The organism is Microbulbifer sp. JSM ZJ756, assembly GCF_044383805.1.
GTDB lineage: Bacteria > Pseudomonadota > Gammaproteobacteria > Pseudomonadales > Cellvibrionaceae > Microbulbifer > Microbulbifer zhoushanensis.
The window spans coordinates 225,999-247,189 of sequence record NZ_JBISER010000006.1; the positions used below are offsets into that span (position 1 = coordinate 225,999).

Annotated in this window: 11 protein-coding genes; 1 reads left to right on the forward strand and 10 read right to left on the reverse strand. The window is 62.2% G+C overall.

The annotated features are described in order from the left end of the window. Window positions 1–7: 7 nt before the first annotated feature. From gltB to ACH6CX_RS11800, 8 genes are all read right to left on the reverse strand, one after another. Window positions 8–4,471 (reverse strand): glutamate synthase large subunit, encoded by a 4,464-nt coding sequence (gene gltB / locus ACH6CX_RS11765; RefSeq protein ID WP_396675453.1) that lies wholly within the window; start codon window positions 4,469–4,471, stop codon window positions 8–10. Window positions 4,472–4,718: 247 nt separating this feature from the next. Beyond that, entirely contained in the window at window positions 4,719–5,804 is a 1,086-nt protein-coding gene (aroB, locus tag ACH6CX_RS11770) for a 3-dehydroquinate synthase (protein WP_396675454.1), read from the reverse strand. Window positions 5,805–5,931: 127 nt separating this feature from the next. Continuing rightward, a complete protein-coding gene (aroK, locus tag ACH6CX_RS11775) occupies window positions 5,932–6,459 on the reverse strand; it encodes a shikimate kinase AroK (protein WP_396675468.1) in 528 nt (175 codons plus the stop codon). A 9-nt stretch (window positions 6,460–6,468) separates the two neighbouring features. Further along, entirely contained in the window at window positions 6,469–8,688 is a 2,220-nt protein-coding gene (gene pilQ / locus ACH6CX_RS11780) for a type IV pilus secretin PilQ (RefSeq protein ID WP_396675455.1), read from the reverse strand. Continuing rightward, complete coding sequence (locus ACH6CX_RS11785; protein ID WP_232940670.1) at window positions 8,688–9,218, reverse strand: pilus assembly protein PilP; 531 nt, start codon at window positions 9,216–9,218, stop codon at window positions 8,688–8,690. Before ACH6CX_RS11785 ends, pilQ begins: the two co-directional genes overlap by 1 nt. Then, window positions 9,215–9,835, reverse strand: coding sequence for a type 4a pilus biogenesis protein PilO (locus tag ACH6CX_RS11790; RefSeq protein WP_232940669.1), 621 nt, complete (start codon window positions 9,833–9,835; stop codon window positions 9,215–9,217). Before ACH6CX_RS11790 ends, ACH6CX_RS11785 begins: the two co-directional genes overlap by 4 nt. Window positions 9,836–9,847: 12 nt before the next feature. Further along, window positions 9,848–10,441 (reverse strand): PilN domain-containing protein, encoded by a 594-nt coding sequence (locus ACH6CX_RS11795; RefSeq protein WP_232940668.1) that lies wholly within the window; start codon window positions 10,439–10,441, stop codon window positions 9,848–9,850. Window positions 10,442–10,443: 2 nt separating this feature from the next. Further along, window positions 10,444–11,520 carry a pilus assembly protein PilM gene (locus ACH6CX_RS11800; protein WP_232940667.1) on the reverse strand — a complete coding sequence of 359 codons (1,077 nt, stop codon included), beginning with the start codon at window positions 11,518–11,520 and terminating at the stop codon, window positions 10,444–10,446. A gap of 155 nt (window positions 11,521–11,675) precedes the next feature. On the opposite strand from ACH6CX_RS11800, the gene ACH6CX_RS11805 reads away from it, so the two are divergent. Next, window positions 11,676–14,360, forward strand: a complete 2,685-nt coding sequence (locus tag ACH6CX_RS11805; protein WP_334079153.1) for a penicillin-binding protein 1A — start codon at window positions 11,676–11,678, stop codon at window positions 14,358–14,360. 107 nt (window positions 14,361–14,467) lie between these two features. Here the strand turns inward: ACH6CX_RS11805 and ACH6CX_RS11810 are convergent, their stop codons facing one another. Both ACH6CX_RS11810 and ACH6CX_RS11815 read right to left on the reverse strand, forming a co-directional pair. Beyond that, window positions 14,468–14,950: a chemotaxis protein CheW gene (locus ACH6CX_RS11810; protein ID WP_232940665.1), complete on the reverse strand. Its 483-nt coding sequence runs from the start codon at window positions 14,948–14,950 to the stop codon at window positions 14,468–14,470. Between the two features lie 34 nt (window positions 14,951–14,984). Then, window positions 14,985–21,122 (reverse strand): Hpt domain-containing protein, encoded by a 6,138-nt coding sequence (locus tag ACH6CX_RS11815; protein WP_334079154.1) that lies wholly within the window; start codon window positions 21,120–21,122, stop codon window positions 14,985–14,987. Window positions 21,123–21,191: the final 69 nt, after the last annotated feature.

The following is a 21,191-nucleotide window of genomic DNA, read 5'->3' on the forward strand; positions in this document are numbered from 1 at the left end:
CACCCCTTTATTCGCCACGCTTGCGCACATCCGCCAGCAAGCCGGCGAGGCTCGCGGCCTTGGGTTTCACCAGCCAGAAGCGGTGGAGATAATCGTCGAAGTTATCCAGTAACTCCGCGCCCCATTCACTGCCGGTCTCGTTAACATACTCCTCGATCACCTCGCGCAGGTGGCTCTGGTTGGGCTCGAGGGTCTCACTGCTGATCCGGCGCAGCTCGATCAGCTCGTGGTTACACTTGTCGAAGAAGTCGCGTTCCAGGTCCAGCACGTAGGCAAAGCCGCCGGTCATCCCGGCACCGAAGTTGACCCCGGTCTTGCCCAGCACCGCCACCATACCGCCGGTCATATATTCACAGCAGTGGTCACCGGCACCCTCCACCACCGCAAAGGCACCGGAATTGCGCACGGCAAATCGCTCGCCCGCACGGCCGGCGGCGAACAGCTTGCCGCCGGTCGCGCCGTAAAGACAGGTGTTGCCGACGATACTGGTTTTCTGTGACTCGAAGCTGCTGCCCGCCGGTGGACGGATGACCAGCTTGCCACCGGCCATTCCCTTGCCCACATAGTCGTTGGCGTCACCGTCCAGGTACATCTCCAGGCCACCGGCATTCCATACGCCGAACGACTGGCCGGCAACACCCTCCAGGCGCAGTTTCACCGGTGCGTCCACCATGCCCTGGTTGCCGTGGCGCTTCGCGATCTCACCGGACAGGCGCGCACCAATGGAACGATCGCAGTTGGTCACGCGATAGCTGAACTCGCCGCCGGCAAGCTTGTCGATCGCCGGCAGGATTTCGGCAACCATTTGCTCCGCCAGCTCGCCCTTGTCCCAGGGATCGTTCTGCGATACCTGGCAGGTCTGCGGCTTGCTGGCCAGCAACTCGTCGGTATGCAGCAGTGGCGACAGGTCCAGCTTTTTCTGCTTGTCCGTATCCCCATCCAGGGCCTGCAGCAGGTCCACGCGGCCCACCAGCTCATCCATAGTGCGCACACCCAGGCGCGCCATCCACTCGCGCGTCTCCTCGGCAACAAACTTGAAGAAGTTCATCGCCATTTCGACGGTGCCGATATAGTGCTCATCCCGCAGCTGCTGGTTCTGGGTGGCAACACCGGTGGCGCAGTTGTTCAGGTGGCAGATACGCAGGTACTTACATCCCAGCGCCACCATCGGCGCAGTGCCGAAACCGAAACTCTCGGCACCGAGCATTGCCGCCTTGACCACATCCAGGCCGGACTTGAGCCCGCCATCGGTCTGCACCCGCACATTGCCGCGCAGGTCATTGGCCCGCAGGGTCTGGTGGGTTTCCGCCAGGCCCAGCTCCCACGGGGAACCGGCGTAGCGGATCGAGGTAATCGGGCTGGCGGCAGTGCCACCGTCATAACCGGAAATGGTGATCAGGTCCGCATAGGCCTTGGCCACGCCCGCGGCAATGGTGCCGACACCCGGCCGCGATACCAGCTTGACCGAAACCAGCGCATCCGGGTTGACCTGCTTGAGGTCATAGATGAGCTGCGCCAGGTCCTCAATGGAATAAATGTCGTGGTGCGGCGGCGGGGAAATCAGGGTCACCCCGGGCACGGAGTAGCGCAGGCGCGCGATCAGGTCATTGACCTTGCCGCCTGGCAACTGGCCGCCCTCACCGGGCTTGGCGCCCTGGGCCACCTTGATCTGCAAGACTTCGGCATTGACCAGGTAATGGGGGGTGACACCGAAGCGGCCGGAGGCGATCTGCTTGATCTTGGATACCTTGTCGGTGCCGAAGCGCGCCGGGTCCTCACCGCCCTCGCCGCTGTTGGAGCGGCCGCCGAGACGGTTCATCGCCTGCGCCAGCGACTCGTGGGCCTCTGGGGAGAGTGCCCCCAGGGACATGGCGGCGCTGTCGAAACGGCGCAGGATACTCTCCGCCGGCTCCACCTCTTCCAGGGGTACCGGCTGCAGGTCGTCGCGGAAGGCCAGCAGGTCGCGCAGTGTGGCCACCGGGCGCTTGTTCACCAGCTCGGCGTAGTCGCGCCAGGCGGAGTAGTCGCCGGTGCGCACTGCCTGCTGTAGCGACATGACCACATCCGGGTTGAACGCATGGTATTCCTGGCCGTAGACAAACTTGTGCAGCCCGCCCGGGGAAACCGGCTTGCGGGACTTCCACGCGATCTTCGCGCGCGCGGCCATATCCGCCTGCAGGTCAGCGAAGCCCGCCCCCTGGATACGGCTGGCAGCGCCCGGGAAACACAGGTCCACCACCTCGCGGTCCAGGCCCACCAGCTCGAACAGCAGCGCGCCGCGATACGAGGCCACGGTGGAGATGCCCATCTTGGACAGGATCTTCAGCATCCCCTTGATGATGCCATTGCGGTAGTTCTTCTGGGCCTCGGCGGCGTCCAGCAGCAGCTCCCCGGTCTCAATCAGGTGATTGATGATGCTGTAGGAGAAGTACGGGTGCACCGCGGTCGCGCCCACGCCCACCAGGCAGGCGAGCTGGTGCGCATCGCGGGCGCTGGCGGTATCCACCACGATATTGGAATCACAGCGCAAGCCGGCATGCACCAGGTGGTGGTGTATGGCACCGGTGGCCAGCAGCGCGTCGATTGGCAGCTTGCCGTCGGCTATTTCGCGATCCGACAGGACCACCAGCACGATGCCGTCATCACGAACCGCCTTTTCCACGTTGGCGCAGAGCTGCTCCACGGCTGATTTCAGGTCGAGCTTGGACGGATCGTAATTCAGGTCGAAGATCCGCGATTCAAAGCCCACCCGGTTGACGTCCAGCAGCGCGGTGTACTTCATGTGCGAAAGTACCGGCGACGAGAGGATCACGCGATTGGCGTGCTCCGGCGTTTCCTCAAACACCGACTTTTCCCGTCCCAGGCAGGTTTCCAGGGACATGACGATGGTTTCCCGCAGCGGATCGATCGGCGGGTTGGTCACCTGGGCAAACTGCTGGCGGAAATAGTCGTAAATCGAGCGGTTGTAGCGCGACAGCACCGCCATGGGCGTGTCGTCCCCCATGGAACCCACTGCCTCCTGGCCGGCTTCGGCCATCGGGCGCACGACAGAGTCACGCTCCTCCAGCGAGGAGCTGAACAGCTTCTGGTAAACCTTGAACTGTTCGTAGGAAAAATTGTTGTCCACCGGTGCAGTCACCAGGGTGGAGCGGATACGGCGCGCCTTGTCCTTCAGCCAGCGCTTGTAGGGCTGGCGCTGCTTGAGCATGTTGTCGATGTCGGCAGTGTGCTGCAGCTTCCCCTCGCGGGTATCCACCGACAGCATCTGGCCCGGGCCCAGGCGGCCCTTCGCGACCACATCCTTCGGGTCGTAGTCGTAGGTGCCGATTTCCGACGCCACGGTGATGAAATCGTCTTTGGTAATCACCCAGCGCGACGGGCGCAGGCCGTTGCGGTCCAGGGTGCAGACAGCGTAACGCCCATCAGTCATTACCAGGCCAGCGGGGCCATCCCAGGGCTCCATGTGCATGGAGACGTACTCGTAAAAGGCGCGCAGGTCGGAATCCATCCCCTCCACGTTCTGCCATGCCGGCGGCACCAGCATGCGCACCGCATGGTGCAGTTCCATGCCGCCGATGGTCAGCATTTCCAGCATATTGTCGAGACTGGAGGAGTCGGACCCCTCGCGATTCACCAGTGGTGCCAGTTCCGCCAGTTCCGGCAGCAGCTCGCTGGCGAACTTCGGTGTGCGGGCCACAGACCAGTTGCGGTTGCCGGTAATGGTGTTGATCTCGCCGTTGTGCGCCAGCAGGCGGAACGGCTGCGCCAGTGGCCAGCGGGGCATGGTGTTGGTGGAGAAGCGCTGGTGGAACACGCAGATCGCAGTTTCCAGGCGCGGGTCAGCCAGCTCGGGGAAAAAACGAGGCAGGTCGGCGGGAATCATCAGGCCCTTGTAGGACACAACCTGGGCCGACAGGCTGGCGATATAGACCTCATCCAGGCCCTGTTCGGCCAGCTTCTGCTCTGCGCGGCGGCGGGCAACAAACAGGCGGGCATTGAAGCGTGCCTCGCCCATCGGCTTTTCCGCATCGTTGATCAGCAGGTGTTCGAAACGGGGCTGGGATTCCAGGGCAATGGGCCCCAGGCACTCGGGGTTGGTCGGCACCTCTCGCCAGCCGGCCACACGGAACCCCTGGGCCTCCATTTCGCCATCGAGGATATCCCGGGCGGTGCTGGCAGTCGCATCATCCAGGGGCAACATGATCGCGCCGACAGCGTAACTATCGGTCAGCTCTGCGCCACAGGCACTGCGCGCCTCTGCACGCAGGAAGGCGTCGGGTTTCTGAATCAGCAGGCCGCACCCGTCGCCGGTCTTGCCATCGGCGGCGATACCGCCGCGATGCGTCATGCAGGTCAGGGACTCGATCGCAGTTTCCAGCAGCTTGTGGCTGGCTACGCCCTTCAAATGGGCGATCAGGCCGAAGCCGCAGTTGTCCTTGAACTCGTCCAACCTGTAAAGACCGTTACCCATAGATCTCCTCGCATTATCTTTTGGCCGGGCCCAGACAAAAAAAGCCCTCGTGCGGGGCTTTTTTCTTATTTGGCGCTTTTTCTCGGCCGCTTTTTCCAAAGGGCGCGCAATATTACTTGCGCCCTCCTGAAATTGCAAGAATTGGCAGTCTTATCTTCTGCTCAGAGGGGCAAAAACCGACTTATCTTCTTTCAGTATAGGCTTTTGTTAAATAGTCCTCAGTTGCCCGGCTTTGGGGCGCCTGCTGTCATAGCGCCCCGCAGGTTTGCAACGCCTCGACCAGCAGTTCACGGGAGGTGCCCGCAACGACATGCGCCTCGCCGAGATTGCGCAGTAAAACCAGCCGCAGCTGGCCATCGATCACCTTCTTGTCCACTGCCATCGCATCGAGGAACTGACTGACAGACATGGCCTCCGGGGCCCTGGTTGGCAGCTGCGCATGATCGAGCAGGCGGCGCAGCCGGTCGACCACTTCCGGCTCAACCTCACCGCGCAACCGGGAGAGCTCCGCAGCCATCACCATACCCGCAGCGACTGCCTCGCCATGCAGCCAGCTGCCGTACCCCTGCACCGTCTCAATGGCGTGACCGAAGGTATGGCCAAAATTGAGGATCGCCCGGCGACCGGATTCCCGCTCGTCTTCCGCCACCACTGCCGCCTTGGCACGGCAACTGCGTTCGACCGCAAACGCCAGCGCTGCAGGATCGCGGGCGAGCAGCTGCGCCATATTTTGCTCGAGCCAGTCGAAGAATGGCGCATCACAGATCATGCCGTACTTGATCACCTCGGCAATTCCGGCGGCGAGTTCCCGCGGCGGCAGGCTGGCCAGGGTATCCATATCCGCCAGCACCAGGCGCGGCTGGTAGAAGGCGCCGATCATGTTCTTGCCCAGTGCGTGGTTGACCCCGGTCTTGCCGCCCACAGAGGAGTCCACCTGGGCCAACAGGGTGGTCGGTACCTGGATAAAATCCACGCCTCGCTGGTAGCACGCGGCCGCAAAGCCGGTCATATCCCCCACCACGCCGCCACCCAGCGCCACCAGGGTCGTGCTGCGGTTATGGCGCCGCTCGAGCAGGCGGTCGAAGATACGGTTCAGGGTTTCCAGGGTCTTGAAGGCCTCGCCGTCGGGCAACTCAATCGTGTCCAGCAGGTCGCATTCCGGCAGGCCATCCAGTAACTTTTCCAGATAGAGCGGCGCCACTGTTTCGTTGGTGACGACACATACCTGGCGGCCACGGATATAGGGAGCGAGGTAACGCTTTTCACTCAACAACCCGGATCCGATAAGGATGGGATAGCTGCGCTCCCCGAGTTCGACATTCAATTCGTGCATTGCGCCCTCCGGTTGGCGATGGCAATGGCCCATAGCGGGAATCAGACAACAGGCCAACGCCTGCTGGTTGCGACGAACCGCACTTTATCACAACCGTTGGAAAGGAAATTGGCGGGTCCGGCCCCGCTCAGTCGCCCGGGGAAACCGACGAGGTCAGGCGGGCGGCAACCCTTAACGCTGCCTGCCGCGGCGTACAGTAATCGGTATCGCAGATAATATCGGCGACCTCGCGGTACAGCGGATCGCGCTCGCGCAACAGTTCCTCGATGCGGGCCCGGGGATCCGGCACCTGTAACAGTGGACGGTTGCTGTTCTTGGAAGTGCGCTCGAGTAACTGGTCGAGGCTCGCCTGCAGGTAGACCACCAGCCCGTGTTTTCGCAACTGGCGCCGGTTCTCTTCCGCCAGCACAATACCGCCTCCGGTGGCGACAACCTGCACCGGGCCACGGCACAGGTCCCGCAGCACATCGGTCTCCCGACGGCGAAACCCCTCCTCGCCCTCGACGTCGAAGATCCATGGAATATCCGCCCCGGTGCGCTCTTCCAGCACCCGGTCAGAATCGGCGAAGGGAAGTTGCAGCTCCGCCGCCAGTAGTTTGCCGATAGTTGACTTGCCGGCCCCCATCGGGCCGACAAGAAAGATAGCACGGTTGATCACCGGAATTTACTTCGTGAAGAAGAGATCGTCTTCCATGATGCGCGGAGTGATAAACATCAGCAGCTCACGCTTGTCCTCGTTCCGTGAAGTCGTCTTGAACAGGTGGCCGAGGTAGGGAATATCGCCAAGTAGCGGGATTTTGGTTTCCCCCTCGATCGTCTGACTCTCGAAGATGCCACCCAGGACGATGGTCTCTCCGTTGCGCACCAGCACCTTGGTCTGCAGTGAGTTGATATTGATGGCGGGGATCTGGCTGCCGCTGACAATATCGGTGAACAGCTCGCCGACACTGTTCTGGTCGATGGTCAGGTCCATGATGATATTGTTGTCCGGCGTAATCTGCGGTGTCACGTTCAGTTCCAGTACCGCCTCGCGGAAAGTTACTGAAGCGGCACCGGAAGAGGTCGCTTCCAGGTAGGGGATTTCCACACCGGACTGGATGCTGGCCTGCTGCTTGTCACCGGTCACCACCTTGGGCTGGGAGACGATCTCCGCCTTACCCACATCCTCGAGGGCAGACAGCTCCAGCCCCAGGAAGAAATCTTCCTTCAGGATGGCGTAGGCAATGCTGCCCGCCGGGTTGGCCACGCTCAGGTCGGAAATAACCGGGCTGAATGCTGCTTGTGGCGCACTGATGTCCGGGCCGGAACCGTCACCGTCACGAATTCCCGAGGCCTGGCGACCGGATCCGATGCCAATCGTGTCGTCACTAATATCGTGATCCTCGGTGTAATCCCAGCGCACGCCAAACTCACGCATAAAGTCAGTGTTTGCGTTGACGATTCGCGCCTCGATCATCACCTGGCGGATGGGCACATCGATGGCCTCAATCAGCTGGCGGAACTGGGCAATTTTCTCCTCGGTATCAGTCAGGATGATAGTGTTGGTACGCTCATCGACGATCGCGCTGCCGCGTGCCGAGAGAATGCTGCGCTCATTTTCATCGTCGCTACCCCCGGCAAAGTTGCCCTCCCCCAGGCCGGCCTGGCCTCCACGCCGCTCACCTCGAAACAGGTTGAAGAGCTCTTTCGCATCCGCGTAACGCACCTGGATGTACTCGGTCCGCAACGGGGCCAGCTCCTGCAACTGCCTGCGGGTTTCCAGCTCCTGGCGCTCGCGCTCGGCGATCTCTGCCGCCGGCGCCACCATGATCACATTGCCCTCCTGGCGCTTGTCCAGGCCCTTGGCGCGCAGGATCAGCTCCAGCGCCTGGTCCCAGGGCACGCCGTCCAGGCGCAGCGTAATGCGGCCCGACACGGTATCACTGGCCACCAGGTTCAGGTCGGTGAAGTCCGCGATCAGCTGCAATACCGACCGCACCTCGATATCCTGGAAGTTCAGCGACAGCTTCTCCCCGCTGAACTGGAACTCCTGGGCTTTCTCACGCTGCTGGGCCACCGTCAGCGGCTTCACGCTCAGCACATACTCGTTGTCCGCCTGGTAAGCCAGGTAGTCGTAGTCAGATTCATTGGGATCCACGGTTATGACTGTATTGCGGCCATCGTAATCCACGGTAATTGCATTGACCGGCGTAGCGAAGTCAGTGACATCCAGTCGCTGGCGCAGGGAGTCCGGCAGGTCGGCACCCAGGAACGTCAGGTAGATCTTGCCCCGGGTACGCTCCACATCAATATTGACCGCAGGGTCGCTGAGACTGACGATCACCTTGCCCTCGCCGCTTTCACCGCGACGGAAATCCACATTGTTGATCGCCACATTGGAAGCCGCCCGGAAACGCTGCTGGCCACCCAGGTCAATGGCACCACTGGAGCCTGTGCTCGCAGCGGCAGCCGGCGCCGAAGTCGCGCTGGCGGTGGCAGCGGAGTCGGCGCCGATTTCCATCACCACCTGGTTGCCCTGGCGTTCGCTGGTATACACCGGCAGCTCATCGAGATTGACGATCAGGCGGGTCCGGTCATCACTGGAAACCACCACGGCACTGCGTGCCGCCCCCACACCGAGGGAGTATTTCTTCTGTGGCAGGACACTCTCGACCCCGGCGAAATCCATCACGATTCGCGCGGGTTCCTCAATGGTGTAGCCTGTGGGTTCGGGTGGGGTGTCCGAAAACGATAGACGCAGCTGTAAGCGGCTGCCCGGCAGTTCCGAGAACTGGATGTCAGTCAACTGGTTCGTCTGAGCATGAAGCGCAAGAGGAAACAGCGCCAGTCCCAGCAACAGCGCCTTGAATGGAGCCAAAACCTTGGCGAGCTGCTTGTTGTTCATTAGTTGTTGTCCTTCTCTTCCAAAGTCAGAGCGCGGGGCCGTTCAATCCAGCCCCCGGTGCCATCGGGCACGATCTCCAGTACATCCACTTGTGATTTCGAGGCATTGACCACCTTGCCGTGGTTCTTGCCGACATAATTACCCACGGTGATCCGGTGAATCCCCCCATCACCGTCGTCGATCAGTGCCCACAACTGCCCGCCACGGGCAAGCGTACCGACCATTGACAGCGCGTCGAAGTTGAACTGCTCGAGCAACTCTTTCTGGCGATCCGAGTCCGGGGCCACATCGAGCCGCCGGCCCACCAGGCGCTGGTCTGACTCCAGTACCGGGCGCGCGAAGGGGCTGCGCTCAGCCGCGGCACTGTAGACATATGGGCTGTAAGGGGTAAACGTCGGGATGGGCTCAATCTGGCCCTTGGGCTTGTGCTTGATCTCGGTCATTTTCTGCCGCAGATCACTGTGCCCGCCATCCAGGCTGCAACCGGAGAGGACCATCAGGCCCAGCAATGGGATCCAATGCCTGCTCATCCTTCACCCTCCTGCTCTTTGTAGCGGTAGGTCTTTGCATTGATGGCCATATTGAGCAGGGCACCACCATCCTTGCTGGTTTGAATGGTGAAATCGTGCAATGTCACGATCCGCGGCATCCCGGCGATACCACTCACAAAGGCGCCAAACTCGTGGTAGCCACCCTGCACCTCAATGCGGATCGGCAGCTCGACATAGAATTCGCCCACCTGCTCCTGCTCCAGCGCAATTTTCTGGATGGTGAGGCCACTGCCGCGGCCAAATTCGTCGATATCCTCCAGCAGGCCAGGAACCTCGGTATCCTTGGGTAGCTGCTGCAGCAATGCGCCAAAGGTCTCCTCCATCTCGGCCAACTGCTCCCGATAGGCGTCCAGGTTGGCGGCCTCAAATGATTTCTTCTCAAACTCGACAAACAGCTCTTTTTCTTTTTTCTGCGCGAACTCCAGCTGCTGGTAGCGGTCACTGATAAGGAAGTAGTAAGCCAACCCGACGATCAGGGCCGACACAAGAGTGAGCAGTGCCACGCGACCAGCCACTGGCCAGACACCCACGCGGGAAAAATCGATATCACTGATATCGAGCTCGTTGAGCTGTTTGAGCGTATCCTCCAATGCCATGAACCGGTTCCTTTATTTACCCGCTTGCGCGTTCTGTTCTTCTTCCGACTCTTCGCCGTCTTTTTTGCGCCCGGTCACGTCCACGGTCAGCTGGAAAGCGCTGGCCTGCTCGCCAAATTCGGGACGGGCGGTGACCCCCGTCAGGTTGGGCGATTGATACCAGTCCGAGCCGTCCAGGTTGCGCATAAAAGAGGACACCCGGTTGTTGGACTCGGCCACGCCGGCGACCTGGATGGTTTTGCCACTGCGCTTGAGGCTGTCCAGCCACAGCCCCTCTGGCGTAGCGCGGACCATCTCATCGAAATAACGCACTGACAGCGGGCGATTACCCTGTAACTCCTGGATAACCCGCATGCGGTCGATCAATTCCTGGCGTCGCTTTTTCAGGTCCTTGATTTCGCGGACCTGCTTGTTCAGCACGTTGATCTCGGCCTGCAGTATCTGGTTGCGCTCGTTCTGGTTGTCGATCTGTCCATCGACAGCCTTCATCCACAGGAAGGACGCCACACCGGCAGCCAGGACTACTGCCACCAGCACCTGGGAGAATTCTTTCTGTTTCTGCTCGCGGTATTCCTGGCGCCAGGGCAACAGGTTGATATTTGCCATGGTTAGAACTCCCGTTCGCGCATTGCCAGGCCGGCTGCAATCATCAGTGAGGGGGCCTCGCTCGCCAGCGCCTGGCGGTTAACCCGCGAGGCCACTGCCATATCGTGAAAAGGATTGGCCACGACCGTGGGCTTGCCCAGCTTCTCACTGACCAGGTCGGCCAGCCCGTCCATCGCCCCCACGCCACCGGCGAGCAGGATGTAATCCACGTCACTGTATGACGTAGAGGAATAGAAAAACTGCAGGGAGCGGGTCACCTGCTGGATCACCGCGTCCCGGAACGGCTCCAGCACCTCCGGGTAATAGTCATCGGGCAGGCCGCTGCCGCCCTGGCGCTTGGCCAGCCCTGCCTCTTCCGCGGACAGGCCGTAGCGGCGCTGAATCTCATCGGTAAGCTGGCGGCCGCCGAACAGCTGCTCGCGCGTGTATACAGTCTTACCATCAACAAGTACCGACAGCGCACTCATGGTGGCGCCGATATCCACGACCGCCACCACCAGTTGCTCCTGCGGCGGGAACTGGCGCTCCAGCAGGGTATAGGCGCGCTCGATTGCGTAGGCCTCTACGTCCACCACGGCTGCCTGCAGGTCGGCCCCCGCCAGGGAGGTGACCCGCTGGTCGATATTCTCGCTGCGACAGGCCGCCAGCAGGACCTCTACCTGGCCCTCACCGCGACTGGAAGGACCCTGCACTTCAAAATCCAGGTTCACCTCATCCAGCGGGTAGGGGATATACTGGTCCGCCTCCAGGGCGATCTGCGCTTCCAGTGCGTCGTCATTGAGGTCGGAGGCCATTTCCAGGGTCTTGGTAATCACTGCCGAGCCCGACACGGCAACCGCGGCGCGGCGCAGGCGGGTCTTGGAGCGACGCACAACTTTGCGGATTGCTTCCGCCGTTGCCTCGATATCGTTGATATTCTTATCCACAACGGCATTGGGCGGCAGCGGCTCGACTGCATAGCATTCGACCCGGTATTTGCTGCCGTTGCGACTCAGCTCCAGCAACTTTACCGCGGTCGAGCTAATATCGAGGCCCAGCATGGCTCTGGGACCTTTATTGAGAAAAGGGAGCATCCCCATTTTTCTTATCTTTTCCGTGGGTTATGAGGGTTTGATGTTATAGCACTTTAAATTAAAGCTGCAACCAGCATTTTCATAGGTAATAGCGCACAATCTTCGTATAATTGTTAATCTGACCCGGTTAAGACCTGAACAGACTGAACAGAAGTACTTTCATGACCGAAAAAGCCCGCAACCGTCTGCTATCGTTGCTCTGGCTCGCCCTTGCCGGGGTCGCTGCCGCCAGCATGGCGTTTTCCAGCATTTATATCTACCTGAAGCCCGGGCTGCCCTCGATTGAGAGCCTGCGCGATATTCGCCTGCAGACTCCCCTGCGCGTTTACTCCCAGGATATGAAGTTGATCGGAGAGTTCGGCGAAAAGCGCCGAACTCCGATAACGATCGAGCAAACCCCGGAGATGTTTATCAAGGCGGTGCTGGCGGCAGAGGATGCGGGATTCTACTCCCATAAGGGCGTTTCCATTAAAGGCCTAATGAGAGCTGCCTCACAAATCCTGCAAACGGGCTCCATTCAGTCCGGTGGCAGCACCCTGACCATGCAGGTCGCCCGCAATTTCTTCCTCAGCCGGGAGCAGCGCTTCCTGCGCAAGTTCAATGAAATCCTGCTCTCACTGCAGATCGAGCGCGAGCTGAGCAAAGACCAGATCCTCACGCTCTATATCAACAAGATTTTCCTCGGCAACCGTGCCTACGGCTTCCAGGCCGCAGCACAGGTTTACTATGGTCGTGAGATCAGTGACCTGAGCCTGGCGCAGTGGGCGATGATGGCCGGCCTGCCCAAGGCACCGTCGACCTACAACCCGATTGCCAATCCAACCCGGGCGCTGGTGCGCCGCAACTGGATCCTGAAGCGGATGCTCGACCTGGGCTATATCAGCCAGGCGGAATACAAGAACTCCATCACCGCGCCCGTATCCGCCCGCTATCACGGCCGCGACCTCGACCTGCACGCCCCCTATATTGCCGAGATGGCCCGCAAGGAGGCCGTCGACCTGTTCGGGGACAGCGCCTACACCGAGGGCTACCAGGTCATCACTACCGTCAACAGCCGCCTGCAGGAGGCGGCCCAGGACGCGCTGCAGAAAGGCCTCGAGTCCTATGACAGCCGGCACGGGTACCGGGGCCCCGAGCAGCGCCTGGAGAAAGAGCTACTGGATGACAACGACCAGATGGTCGACCTGCTCAATGAAATTCCGGTCCTCGGCGGGCTGGAGCCGGCAGTGGTCACCGCCGTAGAACCCAAGCGCCTGCAGGTACAGCTGCGCGATCGCAGTGTGGTAGAGGTGCTCTGGGAAAATGGCCTGAGCAGCATCCGGCCCTACATTTCCGAAAATGCCCGCGGCGCCCGCATTGAATCGGCAGAGGAGATGTTCGCACCGGGAGACGTGATCCGGCTGCGTCGCGTGGAAATCGACCCCCGGGACCAGGAGGCGGTAGCCGTCGACGCGACCGAGGAGCTTACTGATGCCGATGACCGCCAGCCGGTAGCCGATCCCTTTGCGGATCCCGGCGAGCCGGCGGCAGTGCTGGAGGAGCCGGAGGTACGTGTCGAGTGGCACCTCGCCCAGGTACCTGCGGCCCAGGGCACCCTGGTCTCGCTTGCCCCGGAGGATGGCGCCATCCGCGCGCTGGTTGGTGGTTACGACTTCCGCCAGAGCCACTTCAACCGTGCCACCCAGGCAGCGCGGCAGCCGGGCTCCAGTTTCAAGCCATTCATCTACGCAGCGGCTCTGGAGAAGGGCTACACCGCCGCCAGCATGATTAATGACGCGCCAATCATCTTCGAGGAGACCAACCTGCAGGATGTCTGGCGTCCCGAGAACGATACCGGCACCTTCCTCGGCCCCACCCGCCTGCGCAAGGCCCTGTACCGGTCCCGCAACATGGTGTCGATCCGCCTCCTGCAGGCGCTCGGCATCGACTATGCCCTGGATTTCGCCGAGAACTTCGGCTTCGAGCGCAGCAAGCTGGCCCGCAACCTCACCATCGCCCTGGGCAGCTCGGCGCTCACGCCGCTGGAGATGGTGCGCGGCTACGCGGCCTTTGCCAACGGCGGCTTCCGGGTAGAGCCCTACCTGGTCGACCGGGTGATGGACGTCAATGGTGAAACCATTTACCAGGCACTGCCGCTGACAGTCTGTCGCGATTGCGACGAGCCCGGGGACCTGGCCGAAGAACCGGGGGAAGGAGGACTGGCGGCGGAGCCCATCGACCTGGCCGAGGCGCAGGACGAAGAGGTGCTACCGGAGGAGGAGCCGATCGAGCTGCGCACGCTGCAGGTTAATCCGCTCAATGCCGATCCCACCGCCCAGGCTCTGCCGCGCGCCCCGCGCGCCATGACCGAGGAAACGGCGTTTATCATCGACTCCATGCTCAAGGACGTGGTCAAGCGCGGCACCGGCCGCAAGGCACTCTCCATGAAGCGCGGCGATATTGCCGGCAAGACAGGTACCACCAACGGCCCGCGCGACGCCTGGTTCTCCGGCTACAGCCCGCACCTGGCCACCAGCGCCTGGGTGGGCTTCGACTCCAATACTGAACTCGGCAAGAACGAGTACGGTGGCTCCGCCGCCCTGCCAATCTGGATCGACTTCATGTCAACCGCTCTCGAGGGCCTGCCGGAACGCCACCTGCCACAGCCGGACAATATCGTTACTGTGCGCATCAACCCGCGCACCGGACTGCGCACCTCCCGTGGCGGCATGTTCGAGGTCTTCCGTGAGAACCGCGTGCCCGGACACGAGTCCTACAGTTCCTACCGGCCCGGCTACCCCTCTTCCGGTAACAGTGCCGGTGACAATGAAGAAGAAGAGGAGTCCCTGCCCGAGGAACTGTTCTGATCGGGCCGGAATCGCAGTCGCAGCCCCGATCAGGGGCTCTATCCTGCCAATAAAAAACGGGGCCAGCTGGCCCCGTTTTTATTGGATGGTACCGGTGAGGAGTAAGGCTAGTTACGGCTCCGGTACTCGAGGCAGGCGCGCTCGAGGGCAGTAAAGTCCGGGATCACCGCTTCTTCGCCAGCCAGGGAAACATGCATCAACTCACCCATGGCGCAGGGACGGTCCCGCCCCATCAACTGGTCTGGCGTAACCCGTACCAGACGCGGCGTGCCGCGCAGCACCATGGCGAAAAACGGCAGGCGCCCGGCGGGGTTACCGGTGGCCAGCACGGCAATGCGACCGCTGTCGTCCATGGATGACAGTGACTGGCCGCGCATTACCTCGAAAGACAGCACTGGCAACCGCTGCTCACGCCAGTTGATCTCGCCCAGGTACCAGTCCGGCGCGTCGTAAGCCGATACCGGCGCCTGCAGGGCAATTACCTCGGACAGGATATCCACCGGCACCAGCAGCTGGCCATCCGCCAGGGGCAGCAACAGGCTGCTGACCTCCTGGGGCGTCTCCAGCGAGAGCGCTTCTGTTCCACTCATACACCCACCTCTCTCACGATCGTCTCTGTCCCCGTCACTGGCCGGCCGTCTCTGCGGTGTACTCGCGGATTGCCTCCAGCAGCACCTCTTCCTGGTAGGGCTTGCCCAGGTAGTGGTTTACCCCCAGGGAGAGCGCATGCTCACGGTGCTTCTGGCCGGTCCGCGATGTGATCATAATGATGGGGATGTCGCGCAGGAGGCTGTTACCGCGAATATGGCGCGCCACCTCAAAACCATCCATCCGCGGCATCTCGATGTCCAGCAGGATGACATCGGGCTGGATATCCTGCAGCTGGATCACGGCGTCCTGACCGTCCTTGGCGGTATTCACCAGGTAACCCTCACGCTCCAGGAAGCGCGTGGTGACCTTGCGCACGGTAACCGAGTCATCCACCACCATGACCCGCTGTTGTGCCTGTTCCGCTTCCTGCCTCACCCGCGGCGCCAGCGCCAGGGTCGGCTCCGGGGGACGTGCCAGCAGGGCGGCCTGCTGGCGCAACAGCGCGTGGGCATCAAGAATCACTACCACGGTACCGTCACCGGTTACAGTGGCCCCGGAGACCCCCTGCACCGCGGCGAACTGGGGCCCCAGGCTTTTTACCACGATCTCGCGACTGCCCAGCACGGCATCCACCTGCAATGCCATTGCATGCCCTTCGGAGCGCACCAGCAACACTGGCAGCTGGGATTCATCGAGTCCCAGCTTGGGCCGCGCCTCGGATTGCAACAGGGTACCGAAGTAATTCACCTGGTAGGGTTCACCGGCATACTCGAAACGGGCATCCGGGGATTTGTAGTAGTGCTCCAGCTCGTAGGGGCTGAGGCGCACGATACCCTCAATGGTATTAAGCGGCAGGGCGAAAACATCATCCCCCACACTCACCATCAGTGCCCGGTTGACCGACACGGTAAAGGGCAGACGCACAGTGAAGCTGGTTCCGGTGCCGTATTGCGACTCAATATGCACGGCGCCACCGATCTGCTTGATCTCGGCGGACACCACATCCATACCCACGCCGCGACCGGAAATCTGCGTCACCTGGTCGGCGGTGCTGAAGCCCGCCTTGAGAATGAATTGCAGGATCTCGTTGTTCGAAAGCTCCGCATCGGCACGCATCAGGCCGCGCTCGATCGCCTTCTCACGCACTTTCATCAGGTTGATACCGGCACCATCATCGCTGATGGTGAGCACCACCTCACTGCCCTCGCGCTCCAGTGCGACAGTGATCCGACCGCGCTCGGGCTTGCCAGATTCCGCGCGCAATTCCGGCGACTCAATCCCGTGGTCCACCGCATTGCGGAGCATATGCTCCAGCGGTGCCACCATACGCTCGAGCATGGAACGGTCCAGCTCCCCCTCTACGTTGGAGAAGACCAGGTCGACCTGCTTGCCCAGCTCAGCGCTGACCTGCCGTACGATACGGCGCAGGCGCGGCACCAGGCGAGAGAAAGGCACCATGCGGCTGCGCATGAGGCCTTCCTGCAACTCGGTGTTTACACGGGACTGCTGCAGCAACAGCGTTTCGGTATCACGGGCCTTGTTGCCCAGGGTGTTGCGCAACTCCAGCAAGTCCGAGGTGGACTCCAGCAGAGAGCGCGACAGCTGCTGGATGGATGAGTAGCGGTCCATTTCCAGCGGGTCGAAGTTGTCATCCTGCTCGGCGAGCTGCTCCTGGCGGAACAGGATCTGCGCCTCGGTTTCCATATCCAGGCGGCGCAGCTGTTCGTTCAGGCGCGTGATGGTCGAATCCATCTCGTCCAGCGCAAAACCGAACTCACTCACCTGCTCCTCAAGGCGGCTGCGGGAGATTGAGGTTTCCCCCGCCAGGTTCACCAGTTCCTCAAGTAGCTCCGCCGCGACCCGCACCATTTCCTGCGGCTGCCCGCGGTTTCCGGAGCGCTGGTCGCTGTCCTTCAGGCTGTCTTTCTTACGTACAAACGGCAGCACATTGGCAGCCGACTCGACCGTAGTGGCCGGGGCCGGACCCACTTCCACAGCACCCAGCAATGCCGGCACCTGCTGCTCGTCCTTTTCCTGCTCCGGTTCAACCGCTCCGTCGTCGTCGGCAGCCTGGCTATCGCCTTCCGGCTGGCCGGCTTCGACCGGGCTTACCCCGTCTTCCTCGATGATCTCCGCCACCTGCGGCAGATCGGCCACCTGGCTGTCGGCCCAGGCAGTTTCGAGCAGGAGGGCAAACTCTTCCAGGGAATCACCGCCCATCCACGCGCGCACGGTCTCAACACCGGCAGCGATGCGATCATAGATGCCATGGGCATCGGTGAAGAAACCGCCGGTTGGGTGCTCGCGGGGAGGCATAGCCTCAATTACGGTTTCGAAACGGTGGGCCACTTCACCCAGCCCCATCAGGCCAGCCATGCGTGCGCCGCCCTTGAACGTATGCAGTACGCGTTTGAGTGCTTCCGCACGACTGTAGTCCGCGGGATCGGCCTCCCAGCCCTGGATCAACTCTTCCAGTTCATCGACCAGGTCACCGGCCTCCTCCATGAATACATCCACCACATCCGGGTCGATGTCAGCCAGGAGGGCATTCAGGTGCGCGGTTTGGTCACTGCCAGTGGCTGGTGCCGCCGTGCTGGACGGCTCCACAACCGGCGCAGCAGGCTGCTCCTCACCGGCTGTAGCAGGTTTGTCCCCGTTGCCGGACTCGCCCAGGAGTTCCGGGTCGAGCCCCAGGTCACTGAAGTCATCCTGCCCGGCCAGGTCGTACTCCTGCTCACCGCCCCGGGTTGTCGGCAGGTCGCCGCTATCGATACCCAGACCGGCCCAGTCGCTTCCGGCCGAGCTGCCTGCGGCATCATCACTGCCGGCCGCCGGTTCAGCTTCCGTTTCGCTGTCACCGGTTAACGGCAGGTCGGCCCGGTCGATTCCAAGCTCAGCCCAGTCAAAGTCGTCATCCTCGCTGACGCTCTCACCGTGCGCCAGTGAGCGCAGGGCCTCGCCCACCGCATCGCTGACGTCCGGCAGGTCCTGGGCCGCGGCCACCGCATCCACCAGGTCGAGCAATTCGCTGTGGCCCTGGTCGAGCGTCGACCACAGGGCCGGTTCGCCCTCCAGCCGTCCGTCGAGGATGCGCACGTAAACTTCCAGCAGTAACTGGGACAGCTCTGCCAGGGTTGGCAGCTGCGCACGGCGTGCGGCCTCACCCAGCACTTCCAACTCTTCCGCCACAGGTTTCAGCTGCGCGGTATCCTCCGGGGTCCGCCGCCATGCGTTCAGCACCTCGTCCGCATCCAGCAGGACCTTCATGCCATCGGCCATAATGACCGCCAGCAGGTGCGGATCGACCTCCCGCGGTTCGCTCGCTTCGCGCTCGCGGATCAGGTGACCGACGGAGCGTTCCTGCAGCTCTTCGGTGCGGGCGAGGAACTGTTCAGCCTTCTCGATGTGGATCGGCTGTTGGCCGCGTATCTGCTCGAGCACGATGCGCACGTAACTGGCGCCATCCGCGAGCAGCTCGTAAATGTCCTCGTCGATACGCACCTGGTAAGTGCGCAGCTCTTTCACGAATCGCTCCAGCGGCGCGACCAGCTCTGCCACCGGGGTGACTTCCGCCATATGGGCAGACCCCTTCATGGTGTGAAGGGCGCGGTGAAGTGGATCCGAGGGCACATCGTAGACCGGCGCGGCCTCGCGCATTGCAGCAAGGTACTCATCCAGGGTGGCTAGATGCGTCTCGGTCTCCTGGGCAAAAATCTCCCACAACTGCGCATTGTCATCAAAATCGGAATCCTCGGGCGCCGGAGGCACGGGCTCTGCGGCAGGCTGGTCCTCCTGCGGGACCGCAGCACCTTTTTCGGGGGCGGACAGGCCTGCGGGGACTTCGCCGCGGGACAACTGGTCGGCCCACTCCTGCAGCTGGCTGGTACGCTCGGGCTCCGGATCGCCGGTCTGCAGGCGAAAGCCCTCGATCATCGATGGCAGCTTGGCGCAGACATGCTCTATCAGGTGGACATGGCCACGCTGCGGCTTGACCGTCTCATCGATCACGCGGTTGAGCATGTTCTCAACCGACCAGGCCAGTTCGCCGATATCCAGCGCCTCGACCATGCGGCCAGAACCCTTGAGGGTGTGGAAGCCCCGGCGAAACTCGATCAGGGCATCGTGGTCGCTGAAATCTTCAGCCCAGCGGGGGAAGTACTCGCCGATTGTTTCCAGGACCTCGGCGGCCTCTTCCAGGAAAATCTCGAGGATTTCGTCGTCGATCAGGCTCTCATCGTCGTCATCGACAAACGAGGCGGATGCGGCGGTCTCGGCCGGGGGTTCCGCTTCAGCCGAGCCTTGCTGCAAATCGGCAGCCGGGAATTCTGTCGCTTCCTCTGGCGAGGGCGGCCCTGCCTCCGCGACCGGGATTTCTGTCGCAGCACCTGCGTCCCCGCTGAGGGATTCGTCCGCATAGTAATCCGCTGTAGGAGCGGTGGGCTCTTCCACCGCCGGCACAGCTTCCGCGGCAACCCCTGCGTCGTCCTGCAGTTCCGATACGCTTGCGTCGGCACTGTCACCCTTAACCTGGAAGCCCAGGGCGGTGACGCTGTCCTCCGCCAGGGCCAGCAGCATATCGGCATCCTCGATGCCGTCCGCGCGCCGCTCGAGGTAGTACTCGACGCTGGTAATGGCATCTGCCAGGGTATCCAGCAGCTTCCATTCAGGCTGCTCGGCTGCCTCGATCAGGCGCTCGGAAATATAGCGGGTGCAGGCAGAGACAATGTCCGCTGCGCGGCGGTAACCCACCATCTCCAGACCACCGCCTACTTCCTGCAGCCGTTCCGGGACCCTGTCCAGGTGCCGCACATCCCAGTGACTGGCGATGTACTCGACTACCGATTCCTTTACTGACTCAAGGCCCGCGCGCGCCTCCCTCAGTACCGAGTCGGTGGCGTCGCCCATCAGGGGCTGTTCCGCATGCTCCTGGTGCTGGCGGCTGACTGTCGCAGCCAGTGCCGAATCCAGCTGTACCACTTCACCCGCGGCCTGCAACAGGAGTTCCTGTGGATCCCCGCTGCGCGACGCATCGCGCAGGCTTTCGTAGATACCCCGGGCGCGTATGCGATGATTTTCCAGCCCCAGGACCCCCAGGGTATCGGCGATACGCTGGGCGATCGTAGCGGTGTCAGCGAGGGAAACCGTTTCGGCTGCAGCGACGGTGGGGTCCAGAGCCTCGCGCACACTCTGCAACTCTTCGCGCAGGGCGGCCACGGCGGTGCCCATGGCCTCGGGGCCCATGGCAAGCGCCTCGCCAGTATCGGGCCGTGGTGTTCCCGGCACCGCCCGATCGAGGGCAAAAGTGTCGTACAGCTGCTGGCAGCGCGGGCCGTTTGGCCCGGCCATGTAGACGTAAAACAGGAGGTTGCGGACCAGGCCGCGGTCCAGGGGCGCATCCAGCACCTGGCCGCCACGGCCCTGCAACAGGCGGAATTCCACATCAATCCGCCGCAGCAGCTGGCGCAATGCCGGCTGCACGGTGATACGGTGTTCACCGATGGCCTCCAGCAGGCCCTCGAGGATCTGCCAGAGTGGCTGGCGCACACTGCCGCTGTAGAGCAGCAGCATTTTGTCAGTGACTTTCTGCAGGTAGGCCAGGTTATCGCCACTGTTGACGTCCCGGATCAAACCGGCCGCCGCAACGTGATACATCTTGCGTAACTTGGTCACCAACTCCTGCAGCCGGGCCTTGTCTGAGAGCAGGGGTTGGCGGGCACCGGCGGCACGCTCGAGCGCTGACAGCTCGGGCGAAAAGAGTCCGCCCTCGGTAATCAGGCGCTCGCGGCGGACCGCGCGCAGGTCATTGAGCAGGGGGAGTAACAGCACCGCATTATCGCGGCGCTGGTAGGCGACCTTGTCCAGATACAGCGGCAGCTCCAGCAGGGCACGCATCAGGAATTCGCGTGTCTCCTCGCTGTTCTCCACCTCGTCAGACGCCAGTGCCTGGATCAGCTGTTCCATTTCCTCGGCCAGCATGGCAGCGCCGGTCAGCTCTGCCATATGCAGGCTGCCGTGGACCTGGTGGATCAGCTCGAGACAATTCTGCAGGAGCGAGGGCTCCGTGCTGTCGGCCGCATAGCTCTCCAGGGCGTGACGTGCCTGGGCCAGCGTCTCGTTGATCTCTCCGGTCAGCCAGTCAAGGGCCTGGAAATTCGGATTGTCGTGACTCACGCCAAGTCCTCAATAATTCTGTATTTCGCCGGGTACCCGCGGCTTGCGCACGGGCTACCCGTCCGGGCT